At 69.0% G+C, this 12,918-nt stretch carries 10 protein-coding genes; all 10 read left to right on the top strand.

Annotated features, from left to right (window positions below; translation table 11 throughout):
• The first annotated feature begins 78 nt into the window (after positions 1-78).
• Positions 79-1,563, top strand: a complete 1,485-nt coding sequence (locus KCH48_RS27515; RefSeq protein WP_210577583.1) for a folylpolyglutamate synthase/dihydrofolate synthase family protein — start codon at positions 79-81, stop codon at positions 1,561-1,563.
• Positions 1,564-1,571: 8 nt separating this feature from the next.
• Positions 1,572-1,925, top strand: coding sequence for a DUF4233 domain-containing protein (locus KCH48_RS27510; RefSeq protein WP_210577582.1), 354 nt, complete (start codon positions 1,572-1,574; stop codon positions 1,923-1,925).
• Positions 1,926-2,158: 233 nt separating this feature from the next.
• Complete coding sequence (gene ndk, locus KCH48_RS27505; protein WP_210577581.1) at positions 2,159-2,572, top strand: nucleoside-diphosphate kinase; 414 nt, start codon at positions 2,159-2,161, stop codon at positions 2,570-2,572.
• Between the two features lie 318 nt (positions 2,573-2,890).
• On the top strand, positions 2,891-3,910 hold the full coding sequence (locus KCH48_RS27500; protein WP_210577580.1) for a rod shape-determining protein: 1,020 nt from the start codon (positions 2,891-2,893) through the stop codon (positions 3,908-3,910).
• 135 nt (positions 3,911-4,045) lie between these two features.
• Positions 4,046-4,993 (top strand): rod shape-determining protein MreC, encoded by a 948-nt coding sequence (gene mreC / locus KCH48_RS27495; protein WP_210577579.1) that lies wholly within the window; start codon positions 4,046-4,048, stop codon positions 4,991-4,993.
• A 10-nt stretch (positions 4,994-5,003) separates the two neighbouring features.
• The gene (gene mreD / locus KCH48_RS27490) at positions 5,004-5,672 is read left to right on the top strand and encodes a rod shape-determining protein MreD (RefSeq protein ID WP_210577578.1); all 669 of its coding nucleotides are present in this window, start codon (positions 5,004-5,006) and stop codon (positions 5,670-5,672) included.
• A gap of 127 nt (positions 5,673-5,799) precedes the next feature.
• Positions 5,800-8,040 (top strand): penicillin-binding protein 2, encoded by a 2,241-nt coding sequence (gene mrdA, locus KCH48_RS27485; protein WP_210577577.1) that lies wholly within the window; start codon positions 5,800-5,802, stop codon positions 8,038-8,040.
• On the top strand, positions 8,037-9,233 hold the full coding sequence (rodA, locus tag KCH48_RS27480; RefSeq protein WP_210577576.1) for a rod shape-determining protein RodA: 1,197 nt from the start codon (positions 8,037-8,039) through the stop codon (positions 9,231-9,233). The genes mrdA and rodA overlap by 4 nt, the downstream gene beginning before the upstream one ends.
• 91 nt (positions 9,234-9,324) lie before the next feature.
• Positions 9,325-10,869, top strand: a complete 1,545-nt coding sequence (locus tag KCH48_RS27475; RefSeq protein WP_210577575.1) for a CYTH and CHAD domain-containing protein — start codon at positions 9,325-9,327, stop codon at positions 10,867-10,869.
• A 50-nt stretch (positions 10,870-10,919) separates the two neighbouring features.
• Entirely contained in the window at positions 10,920-12,893 is a 1,974-nt protein-coding gene (locus KCH48_RS27470) for a TIGR03960 family B12-binding radical SAM protein (RefSeq protein WP_210577574.1), read from the top strand.
• Positions 12,894-12,918: the final 25 nt, after the last annotated feature.

Here is a 12,918-nt window from a genome sequence, read left to right as displayed (position 1 = left end):
AGCGGGGGGACCCCCAGCGCCCACCCGTGCCGCCCCAGCGGCACGACTGCCCGCAGGCTGGGTACGTAGACTGACCCCGTGAGTGAAAGCGACCCGTTCGACGAGATCGTCGCCGCCGAAACCGACCGCGACCCCGACCTCGCGGTCATCGAGGCCGGCAGCCGCACCCTGCGTACCCAGGGCGGCCCGCCGGAGGCAGCCGTGCCCGTGCGCCCCGAGGACCCCGAGGTCGACAAGGCCCTTCGTGAGGTCGAGGGGGAGCTGGCGACGCGTTGGGGCGAGACCAAGCTGGAGCCGTCGGTCGCCAGGATCTCCGCACTCATGGACGTCCTGGGCGAGCCGCAGCGCGCGTACCCCTCGATCCACATCACCGGCACCAACGGCAAGACCTCCACCGCCCGCATGATCGAGGCCCTGCTCGGCGCCTTCGAGCTGCGCACCGGCAGGTACACGAGCCCGCATGTGCAGTCGATCACCGAGCGGATCAGCCTGGACGGTGCGCCGATCTCCGCCGAGCGGTTCATCGAGACGTACCAGGACATCAAGCCGTACATCGAGATGGTGGACGGCCAGCAGGAGTTCCGGCTGTCGTTCTTCGAGGTGCTGACGGGCATGGCGTACTCCGCCTTCGCGGACGCGCCCGTCGATGTGGCGGTCGTCGAGGTCGGCATGGGCGGCTCCTGGGACGCCACAAATGTGATCGACGGTGACGTCGCCGTCGTCACCCCCATCGATCTCGATCACACCGACCGGCTCGGCGAGACGGCCGCCGCGATCGCAGGGGAGAAGTCCGGGATCGTCAAGCAGGACGCGACGGTGATCCTGGCGCAGCAGCCCGTCGAGGCGGCGCAGGTGATGCTGAAGAAGGCGGTCGAGGTCGACGCCACGGTGGCCCGCGAAGGGCTGGAGTTCGGGGTGGTCGCGCGGCAGGTCGCCGTCGGCGGGCAGCTGGTCACCCTGCGCGGGCTCGGCGGTGAGTACCCCGAGGTGTATCTGCCGCTGCACGGCCCCTACCAGGCGCACAACGCGGCCGTGGCGCTCGCCGCGGTAGAGGCGTTCTTCGGTGTCGGCGCGCAGCGTTCCGACCCGCTCGACATCGACCACGTCCGCAAGGCGTTCGCCTCCGTCGCCGCGCCGGGGCGGATGGAGGTCGTACGCCGTTCCCCGACCGTCGTCCTGGACGCGGCCCACAATCCTGCGGGCGCCCGCGCCACCGCCGAGGCGGTCGGGGAGGCTTTCGACTTCAGCCGGCTGATCGGGGTGGTCGGGGCGAGCGAGGACAAGAACGTGCGGGGGCTGCTGGAGGCCTTCGAGCCGATCTTCGCGGAGGTCGTCGTGACGCGGAACTCCAGCCATCGCGCGATGGACGCCGACGAGCTGGCCGCGATCGCCGTCGAGGTGTTCGGGGACGACCGGGTGCAGGTCGAGCCGCGGCTGCCGGACGCCCTGGAGGCCGCGATCACGCTGGCCGAGGAGGAGGGCGAGTTCGCCGGTGGCGGTGTGCTCGTCACCGGTTCCGTCATCACTGTCGGCGAGGCCCGGCTGCTGCTGGGGAAGGGCTGAATCCACGCATGCGTACGCTCTGTTCCTCGACCCTGATCGCCGAGCTGTTCGTCATCGGCTTCGCCGGTCTGGTCGCGATGAAGGACGACGATCTGTCCATGACCACGGTGTGGACGGTCAGCGGTATCGCGATGTTCCTGTGCCTGGTGCTGTGCGGCCTGGTGACCCGCCCCGGCGGCGTCGCCCTCGGCTGGGCCCTCCAGATCGCCCTCATCGCCTCCGGCTTCATCGTGCCGAGCATGTTCTTCCTGGGGGCGGTCTTCGCGGCGCTGTGGTGGGCCTCGGTGCACTACGGCCGGAAGATCGACGAGGCGAAGGCCAGATTCGCGGCAGCCCAGGCGGATCAGCCTGACGCTGCGTAACAAGCACCAGGTTGCGCCCCGTATGCTCAGAGCCTGGGTCCCACCCCCGGCCGGGCGCGCGACGCCTGGCACGCACGCTCGCCGCGTTGCCGAACCGCCCACGTGGCTCCGCCACGAGGGCGATCCGGCGCCTTGCGATCGCACGCACCAGACGCCGCGCGCTGATCCGGCCGGAGATGGGACCCAGGCTCCAACACCACCCCGCACAACCTTTGATTCAAAGGAGCTCGCTCGTGACCCAGCGCACCCTCGTCCTCCTCAAGCCTGACGCCGTACGTCGTGGCTTGACCGGCGAGATCATCGGCCGTATCGAGCGCAAGGCGGGCTGGCGGATCACCGCGCTGGAGCTGCGCACGCTGGACCAGGAGACTCTGGAGCAGCACTACGGCGAGCACAAGGGCAAGCCGTTCTACGAGCCGCTGGTGGAGTTCATGGCCTCGGGCCCGGTGGTGGCCATGATCGTCGAGGGTGAGCGGGTCATCGAGGGACTGCGTGCCCTGGCCGGCCCGACCGACCCGATCGCCGCCGCTCCCGGCTCCATCCGAGGTGACTACGGCGTGATCGTCCGGGAGAACCTGATCCACGCCTCCGACTCCGAGGAGTCCGCCGAGCGCGAGGTGAAGATCTTCTTCCCGGGCCGCTCCTGACCGTAGGCCCGTGCGTCACCGAGCCGTCACCTGAGGGCCCGTCAGTTCCGCCATGTCACCCTGCTTGACCTGGGACGGCTGGCTATTTCCCGTCGTCCCCCGGCATATGCGTGCCGATCGGGGGAACGAGAGCCCCCGATGGACCGTCTGAGGCAGCGAGGCGGCTCATCATCTGCTGACAATGGCGAAGACCCTCGCGCAGTGTTCGGGAAGGCGCGTCTACGATGGAAGCCTTCACGTCACAGCACCCACTTCGCCGTCCTGAAAAGCCCTCAAAAGCTCTGTGGGAAGGCCAGACGAATCCTGATGGGGAACTCAATGTCGTTCATCGGCCGTGACATGGCTGTCGACCTCGGGACCGCCAACACGCTGGTGTACGTCAGGGGTCGCGGGATCGTACTCAACGAGCCGTCCGTGGTCGCGATCAACACCAATACCGGTGGCATTCTCGCGGTCGGCGCCGAAGCGAAGAAGATGATCGGGCGCACGCCCGGCAACATCGTTGCCGTACGTCCGCTGAAGGACGGCGTGATCGCCGACTTCGAGATCACCGAGCGGATGCTCCGCTACTTCATTCTGAAGATCCACAAGCGGCGTTATCTGGCTCGTCCGCGGGTCGTCGTCTGTGTGCCCTCCGGCATCACGGGCGTCGAGCGCCGTGCCGTCATCGAGGCGTCGTCCCAGGCCGGCGCCCGCCAGGTGCACATCATCGAGGAGCCCATGGCGGCGGCCATCGGCTCCGGGCTGCCGGTCCACGAGGCCACGGGCAACATGGTGGTGGACATCGGCGGCGGCACCACGGAGGTCGCGGTCATCTCCCTCGGCGGCATCGTCACCGCCCAGTCCATCCGCGTGGCCGGCGACGAGCTGGACAACGCGATCATCCAGCACATCAAGAAGGAGTACTCGCTCCTGCTGGGTGAGCGGACGGCCGAACAGATCAAGATCACGATCGGTTCCGCGTACGAACTCGACGCCGACGAACACACCGAAATCCGCGGCCGGGACCTGGTCTCCGGGCTGCCCAAGACCGTCGTCATCTCGGCCGGCGAGGTGCGCAAGGCGATCGAGGAGCCGGTCAACGCCATCGTCGACGCCGTGAAGACGACCCTCGACAAATGCCCGCCCGAGCTGTCCGGCGACATCATGGACCGCGGAATCGTGCTCACCGGCGGCGGCGCTCTGCTACGCGGCCTCGACGAGCGGCTGCGCCGGGAGACCGGGATGCCGATCCATATCGCCGAGGATCCGCTGGACAGCGTGGCGCTCGGTTCCGGTAAGTGTGTCGAGGAGTTCGAGGCGTTGCAGCAGGTGCTCGACGCCCAGCCCCGCAGATGACGTAACTCTTCGATTCCGCCGTACGAGACGATCTCTTCTTGTACGGCGGATCGTTGATATAGAGACATAAGCTCACTCATAAACGCTGCTCTTCAACACCTGCACATTCCTAGAGGGAAGGCACGGCCGCCGCACGTGAGGGACACGAAAGAGAGCCGGCTGCTTCTGGTGCTGCTGATCGCCATCGCGTTCGCACTGATCACGGTGGACATCCGCGGCGGGGAGGACTCACCGGTCGACGGTGCGCGCCAGGGAGCGGCGGCCGTGTTCGGCCCGATCGAGGACGGCGTGTCGAGTGCGGTCGATCCGGTCGGCAACGCCGTCTCCGCGATCCGTGACTCCGGCGAGCGGCACGACCGGCTCGCCGCACTGGAGCAGGAGAACGCGGCCCTCAAGGCGAAGCTCGGCAGCGACGACCGCAACCGCAGCCGGCTGGCCCAGCTCGACAAGATGCTGAAGATCGCGGGCAAGGGCCAGTACGGCATCAAGGGCGCCGAGGTCATCGCCATAGGGGCGGCCCAGGGCTTCTCCTGGACCATCACCATCAACGCGGGCGCCAACGACGGCATCAAGCGCGACATGACCGTCCTCAACGGCGACGGCCTGGTCGGGCGGGTGACGACCCTCGGCCCCAACACCGCCACCGTGCTGCTCGCCAGCGACCCCGACTTCACCGTCGGCACCCGGATGGAAGCCAGCGACGAGCTCGGCTTCGCCTCCGGACAGGGTGACCGTCCGCTGCGCGTCGAACTCCTCAACGGCAAGGCCGAGGTGAAGAAGGGCGACCGGCTGGTCACCTTCGGCTCGCAGGCCGACAAGCCGTTCGTGCCCGGCGTCCCGGTCGGCGTGGTCTCCCGCGTCGACCCCTCCGGCGGCGACCTGACCCGCACGCTGTACGTCACGCCGTATGTCAGCTTCACCAAGCTCGACGTCGTCGGCGTGGTCGTCGAGACCCCGAAGCAGGATCCGCGCGACACGGTGCTGCCGGACAAGCCGCAGCCCAAACCCACGCCTACCGTGACGGTGACGGTCACGCCGTCCGCCGAAGCGCCCCTCGGCGGCCAGTACGAGCAAGAGCAGTAGGAGCTGAGTCATGCGTGTCAACCGGATCCTGCTCTCCTCCTCGCTCGTCGTCGTCGCCCTGGTGCTCCAGGTGAGCGTCCTCGCCCGCCTCCACCTCCCGGGCGCCGTCCCCGACCTGCTGCTGCTCACCGTCCTGGGCCTGGCCCTGGTGTACGGCCATGTCGGCGGCGCTCTCGTCGGCTTCGGCGCCGGTCTCCTCGCCGACCTCGCCCCGCCCGCCGACCACGCCGCCGGCCGCTACGCCATGGTGCTGTGCGTCATCGGCTATCTCGCCGGGCTCGTCAGACCGGAGAACGGCCGGCTGAAGTCGGCCACCGGCCCCATGGTCGTGGTCGCCGCGGCCGCCATCGGCTCCACCCTGCTGTACGCCGGAGTCGGCGCCCTCGTCGGCGACACCGCCGCCCGCCATGTCGGCCTCGGCAGCCTGCTGTTCACGGCCGCGCTGTACGACCTGCTGCTCGCCCCCTTCGTCGTCCCCGGGATCATGGCGCTGGCCCGACGCGCGGAGAACGATCCGCTCGCCGACACCACCTCGGCCGCCAAGTCCGACATCTCCACCGGCTGGCTCTCCTCCGGCACCGGTCTGCGCATCGGCGGCCAGCGAGGCGGCCTCAAGGTGAAGGCGGCCCGCGCACGGGTGGCCCGCGCCGGACGCATCAAGGGGGTCAAGCGACTGTGATCCAAGGGGACTTGAGCGCCCCGAAGGGGCGCGGGGCTGTGACATATGCGGCTCCGCCGCGTGGGCGCGACAAGCCACGACGGCGCCGCAGCCGATCAACAGTCCATCGCGGAGCGGGGAGGCTGCAGTGACCAACATCCCGGAGACCGGCCGGACGCCACGCGTGCAGATCCGGCTCGTCGTCATCCAGATCCTCGTCCTCTCCCTGCTCGGCACCCTCGGCGGACGCCTGTGGTACCTGCAGATCCGCGAGGGCGACGAGTACGCCAAGGAGGCGTCCGGCAACCACGTCCAGCAGGTCGTCCAGCCCGCCGTACGCGGCTCGATCCTGGACGCGCGCGGAGTCGCCCTCGCGGACAACGAGACACGGCTCGTGGTGTCCGCCTCGCGCACCGAGCTGCTGAAGATGAAGGACGACGGCAAGGCCGTCCTCACCAAGCTCGCGGGCGTCCTGGGCATGAAGCCCAAGGAGGTCATGGACAAGGTCCGGCTGTGCGACGCGAAGACGCCGCAGCCCTGCTGGAACGGCTCGCCGTACCAGCCGATTCCCGTCACCGACGAGGCCACGCCCCGCCAGGCCCTGCAGATCCGTGAGCGCACCGAGGACTTCCCCGGCATCACCGCCGAGCCGCAGGCCGTACGCCGGTACACCAGCCCCGGCGCGGCCAACGCCGCGCAGGTGCTCGGCTACCTCTCCCCGGTCACCGACGAGGAGATCACCAAGGCACAGGACACCGACTCGCCCTATCTGCGCTCCGACCAGGTCGGCCGCTCGGGCCTGGAGCGGGCGTACGACAAGGAGCTGCGCGGCAAGGCCGGCGTCACCCGCTACGAGGTCGACAACCTCGGCCGTGTCATCGGCCAGGCCGAGGCCGACGAGGCCCAGCCCGGCGACAACCTCGTCACCAGCATCGACGCCCGGGTCCAGCGGGTCGCCGAGTACGAGCTGAACGAGGCGATGAAGAAGGCCCGCGACGTGTTCGACGACAACACCGGCGAGAACTACAAGGCGGACTCCGGTGCCGTCATCGTGATGGAGGCCAAGACCGGCCGCCTCGTCGCCATGGCGTCCAACCCGACGTACGACCCGAACGCCTGGGTCGGCGGTATCTCCGCCAAGGACTACACGCGGCTCACCGGCAAGTCCTCCAACTACCCGCTGCTGAACCGGGCCATACAGGGTCAGGCCGCGCCCGGCTCGATCTTCAAGGTGGTCTCCACGGCCGCCGCGGTCGAGGCCGGCTACCCGTTCGACGGCAACTACGAATGCTCCAGCTCCTACTCCGTCGGCGGCCAGGTCTTCAAGAACTTCGAGTCGCAGAGCTACGGCCCGATCGATCTGGGCCGTGCCCTGGAGGTCTCCTGCGACACCGTCTTCTACCGGCTCGCGCACAGCGAGTGGCAGAAGGACGGCGGCATCAACCCCAAGAAGGGTGAGCCCAAGGACCACTTCTACAAGGCCGCCCACCAGTTCGGCCTCGGCAAGGAGACCGGCATCGACCTGCCCAACGAGGTCACCGGCCGCGTCCCCGACCGCCAGTGGAAGCAGTCGTACTGGGAGGCCAACAAGGACGCCTGGTGCAAGACGGGGAAGAAGAACGGCAGTTACGTCGAGAAGATCTCGTACGAGAACTGCCTCGAGGGCAACAAGATGCGCGCCGGTGACGAGATCAACTACTCCATCGGCCAGGGCGACACCCTCGTGACCCCGATCCAGATGGCCACCGTCTACGGGGCCATCGCCAACGGCGGCACCCTGTACGACCCGACCGTCGGCAAGGCGATCATCAGCGCCGACGGCAAGACCGTCTCGCCGATCAAGCCCAGCGCGCACGGCAAGCTGCCCGTCAGCGGGAAGACCCTCGCCGAGATGAACGATGCCCTGGCCGGCGTCGCCACCCGCGGTACCGCCGCCTGGCGGTTCGGCGGCTGGCCGCAGGACAAGATCCCGATGCACGCCAAGACCGGTACCGCCGAGGTCTACGGCAAGCAGACGACGTCGTGGTTCGCGACGTACACCAAGGATTACTCGGTCGTCATGACGATCTCCCAGGGTGGTACGGGTTCCGGCGCCTCGGGTCCGGCCGTCCGCAACATCTACGACGCGCTGTACGGCGTCTCCGACGACGGTCAGATCAACCCGAAGAACGCGCTGCTGCCCACCCCGCAGAAGAGCCTGCCGAAGATCAAGACGGACGGTTCGATCACCGCGCCCAAGGTCAAGGGGGACCCGGCGAAGGAGCAGCAGGCCAGCCAGAAGGGGGCGGCCGAGCCGGACGGGGCCCAGCAGGCGGCGACCGTACAGACGCCGGCGACGGGCAACCGTGACACCCGCAGACGGCAGCGGCGTCTCAGGAGGCGCACATGACCGGCAACAGCTTCTCCGTCTCCGGGTACGGTCCCAAGCGCGCGGGCTGGACCCGGCTGTTCGCCCGTGACTCCCTCGCCCGCCGGCTCGACTGGCCGATACTGCTGTCGGCCGTCGCGCTGTCGCTGATCGGCGCGGCCCTCGTCTACTCGGCGACCCGCAACCGCACCGAGATCAACGAGGGCGACCCGTACTACTTCCTGGTCCGGCATCTGCTCAACACCGGCATCGGCTTCGCCCTGATGATCGGCACGGTCTGGCTCGGCCACCGCACCCTGCGCGGGGCCGTGCCGATCCTGTACGGCCTCTCGGTGTTCCTGGTGCTGCTGGTGCTCACCCCGCTCGGCGCGACCATCAACGGCGCCCACGCCTGGCTCGTCCTCGGCGCCGGATTCTCGCTCCAGCCCTCGGAGTTCGTGAAGGTCACGATCATCCTCGGCATGGCGATGCTGCTGGCGGCGCGGGTGGACGCGGGCGACAAGCAGTACCCGGACCATCGCACGGTCCTGCAGGCCCTCGGCCTGGCCACCGTGCCGATACTGATCGTGCTGCTCATGCCCGACCTCGGCTCGGTCATGGTCATGGTCATCATCGTGCTGGGCGTGCTGCTGGCCTCCGGCGCCTCCAACCGCTGGGTCTTCGGGCTGCTCGGCGTCGGCGTCGCGGGCGCGATCGCGGTCTGGCAGCTGGGCGTGCTGGACGAGTACCAGATCAACCGCTTCGCCGCCTTCGCCAACCCGGAGCTGGACCCGGCGGGCGTCGGCTACAACACCAACCAGGCCCGGATCGCGATCGGTTCGGGCGGACTGACGGGCTCGGGCCTGTTCAACGGCTCGCAGACCACCGGCCAGTTCGTGCCGGAGCAGCAGACCGACTTCGTGTTCACGGTCGCGGGGGAGGAGCTGGGCTTCGTCGGCGGTGTCCTGATCATCGCGCTGCTGGGCGTGGTGCTGTGGCGCGCGTGCCGGATCGCCCGTGAGACGACCGAGCTGTACGGCACGATCGTCGCCGCCGGGATCATCGCCTGGTTCGCCTTCCAGTCCTTCGAGAACATCGGGATGACGCTCGGGATCATGCCGGTGGCGGGGCTGCCGCTGCCCTTTGTGTCGTACGGCGGTTCGTCCATGTTCGCGGTGTGGGTGGCCGTGGGACTGCTGCAGTCGATTCGGGTGCAACGGCCCATGTCGGCGTAAGTCATTCAACCTTCCGGAACCCTGACGTTCATTCACGATTCACCTCCTGTAGGCACTGTCATCTGATTCCGACTGCCACTAGATTCGGTCCATGGCGGACACGAAGCGCGAAATCGAGCGCAAGTACGAATCCGACGAGAGTGGTCTGCCCGACCTCACCGGCGTCGCCGGAGTCGCGGCCGTCATGGACAAAGGTGTCGCCGAACTCGACGCCACCTACTACGACACGGTCGACACCCGCCTCGCGGCGGCCTCGATCACCCTGCGCCGCAGGACCGGCGGCTCGGACGCCGGCTGGCATCTGAAGTTCCCGGTCGGCCCCGGGGTCCGTGACGAGATCCAGGCCCCCCTCTCCGACACCCTGCCGCGCAACCTCGCCGGGCTCGTCCGCTCCCGCGTCCGGGACTCCGACCTGGTCCCCGTCGTCCGCCTCCGCTCCGCCCGCGACGTGCGCGACCTCCTGGACGCCGACGGCCGCCTGCTCGCCGAGGTCAGCGTCGACGCCGTACGCGCCGAGCGGCTCACCGAGGGCGGCGGCACCGCCCAGTGGACCGAGATCGAGGTGGAACTCGCCGACGGCGGCGACCCGGCCTTCCTCGACAAGGTGGAGAAACGACTCCGCAAAGCGGGCGTACGACCGTCCGCATCGCCCTCCAAACTGGCGCGCGCCATGGCCGACACGGCCCCCAAGAAGAAGCGGCGCAAGGAGAAGCAGGCCCCCGCGACCGCCGCGCCCCGGACCGCCGGGGACCATGTGCTGGCCTATCTGCGGGCCCAGCGGGACGCGATCGTCGAGCTCGACCCGGCCGTCCGGCGGGACGTGTACGACTCCGTGCACCGCCTGCGCGTCGCCACCCGCCGGATGCGCAGCGCCTTCAGGTCGTACGGCAAAGTCCTCGACCGCACCGTCACCGACCCGATCGGCGACGAGCTGAAATGGCTCGCCGGCGAGCTGGGCGTCGACCGCGACCAGGAGGTGCTGACCGAGCGCCTCACCGCCGCGCTGGACGAACTGCCCAGGACCCTGGCGTCCGGCCCCGTCCGCACCCGGCTGCGCACCTGGTCCCACGCCCGGCGCGGCGGCTCCCGGCGGCGGCTGATCGCCGTACTGGACGGGAAGCGCTACCTCGCGCTGCTGGAGACCCTCGACGCGCTGATCGCCGACCCGCCCCTGCTGGCAGCGGCGGCCGGCAGCCCGGAGAAGGTGATCGGGAAGGCCGTACGCAAGGACTTCTCGAGGGTGTCCGCGCTGGTCGAGGAAGGCCTCCGTCTGCCGTCGGGCCATGACCGCGACGTCCCGCTGCACGAGGCGCGGAAGGAGGCGAAGCGGACCCGCTACTCGGCCGAGTCCGCGGTCCCGGCACTCGGCGATCCGGCCACCGCCCTGCTGAACTCGATGAAGTCCCTGCAGAACCTGCTCGGCGACCACCAGGACAGCGTGATGGCCCGGGAGGCCCTGCGGGAGCTCGCGCAGCAGGCGCACGCCGCGGGGGAGAGCGCCTTCACCTACGGGCTGCTGTACGGACGCGAGGAGCAGCGCGCCGCCGCGGACGAGGCGGAGCTGCCCGAGCTCTGGGCCGAGATCAAGGCCCGGACGGACAGCTGGGTGGGCGGGGGAGGTCGTCGGCCGCGTTAGGCTGGATGGTCACCCCTGTCAGTACCGTCCAGCCCACGAAGGTTCGCGAGATGCCCTCCGAAGTCGCTGCGGCCGCAGAGTCCGTGTTCCCGCAGCTCGAAGCTCTGCTCCCCCATGTGCAGAAGCCGATCCAGTACGTCGGCGGAGAGCTCAACTCCACGGTCAAGCCGTGGGAGTCGTGCGACGTCCGCTGGGCCCTGATGTACCCGGACGCGTACGAGGTCGGGCTGCCCAACCAGGGCGTCATGATCCTCTACGAGGTCCTGAACGAACAGCAGGGCGTCCTCGCCGAGCGCACCTACAGCGTCTGGCCGGACCTGGAGGCGCTGATGCGGGAGCACGATGTCCCGCAGTTCACGGTGGACAGCCACCGGCCGGTGAAGGCCTTCGACGTCTTCGGCCTCTCCTTCTCCACGGAGCTCGGCTACACGAACATGCTGACGGCCCTGGACCTGGCGGGCATCCCGCTGGAGTCGAAGGACCGCGGCCTCGACGACCCGATCGTCCTGGCCGGCGGCCACGCCGCCTTCAACCCCGAGCCGATTGCCGACTTCATCGACGCGGCGATCATCGGCGACGGCGAGCAGGCCGTGCTCGACATGACGCGGATCATCCGCGAGTGGAAGGCGGAGGGGCGCCCCGGCGGCCGCGAGGAGGTCCTCTTCCGCCTCGCGAAGACGGGCGGTGTGTACATCCCGGCCTTCTACGACGTCGAGTACCTCCCCGACGGCCGCATCGCCCGCGTCGTCCCCAACAAGTCGGGTGTCCCGTGGCGTGTGTCCAAGCACACGGTGATGGACCTGGACGAGTGGCCGTACCCCAAGCAGCCCCTCGTCCCGCTCGCGGAGACCGTCCACGAGCGTATGTCGGTGGAGATCTTCCGCGGCTGCACCCGCGGCTGCCGCTTCTGCCAGGCGGGCATGATCACCCGCCCGGTCCGTGAGCGTTCCATCACGGGCATCGGCGAGATGGTCGACAAGGGCCTGAAGGCGACGGGCTTCGAGGAGGTGGGCCTTCTCTCGTTGTCGAGCGCCGACCACTCGGAGATCGGCGACATCGCGAAGGGCCTCGCGGACCGCTACGAGGAGGACAAGATCGGCTTGTCCCTCCCCTCGACCCGTGTCGACGCCTTCAACGTCGACCTGGCGAACGAGCTGACGCGCAACGGCCGCCGCTCCGGCCTCACCTTCGCCCCCGAGGGCGGCTCGGAACGCCTGCGCAAGGTCATCAACAAGATGGTCTCGGAAGAGGACCTGATCCGGACGGTGGCGACGGCGTACGGCAACGGCTGGCGCCAGGTGAAGCTGTACTTCATGTGCGGCCTGCCGACCGAGACGGACGACGACGTCCTCCAGATCGCCGACATGGCGATGAACGTGATCCAGAAGGGCCGCGAGGTCTCGGGCCAGAACGACATCCGCTGCACGGTCTCGATCGGGGGCTTCGTCCCCAAGCCCCACACCCCCTTCCAGTGGGCCCCCCAGCTCTCCGCCGAGGAGACGGACGCCCGCCTCGAGAAGCTCCGCGACAAGATCCGCGGTGACAAGAAGTACGGCCGCTCGATCGGCTTCCGCTACCACGACGGCAAGCCGGGCATCGTGGAGGGCTTGTTGTCCCGCGGCGACCGCCGCATCGGCGCGGTCATCCGCGCGGTCTACGAGGACGGCGGCCGCTTCGACGGCTGGCGCGAACACTTCTCCTACGACCGCTGGATGCAGTCCGCCGCCAAGGCGCTGGCTCCCTTCGGCGTCGACGTCGACTGGTACACCACCCGCGAACGCACCTACGAGGAAGTCCTCCCCTGGGACCACCTCGACTCGGGCCTGGACAAGGACTGGCTCTGGGAGGACTGGCAGGACTCCCTCGACGAGACGGAGGTCGAGGACTGCCGGTGGACGCCGTGCTTCGATTGCGGGGTGTGTCCGCAGCTGGACACGTCCATTCAAATCGGGCCTACGGGGAAGAAGTTGCTGCCGCTGACGGTCAAGAAGTCTGAGACTGCCGCCAGCGGACACACTCACTGAATCCGTCTACGCAGGCCGTCGACGT

Origin of the sequence: Streptomyces sp. GESEQ-4 (genome assembly GCF_017948455.1) — a bacterium.
GTDB lineage: Bacteria > Actinomycetota > Actinomycetes > Streptomycetales > Streptomycetaceae > Streptomyces.
Note: the sequence above shows the minus strand (reverse complement) of the source record. Positions and strands in the feature narration are given on the sequence as shown.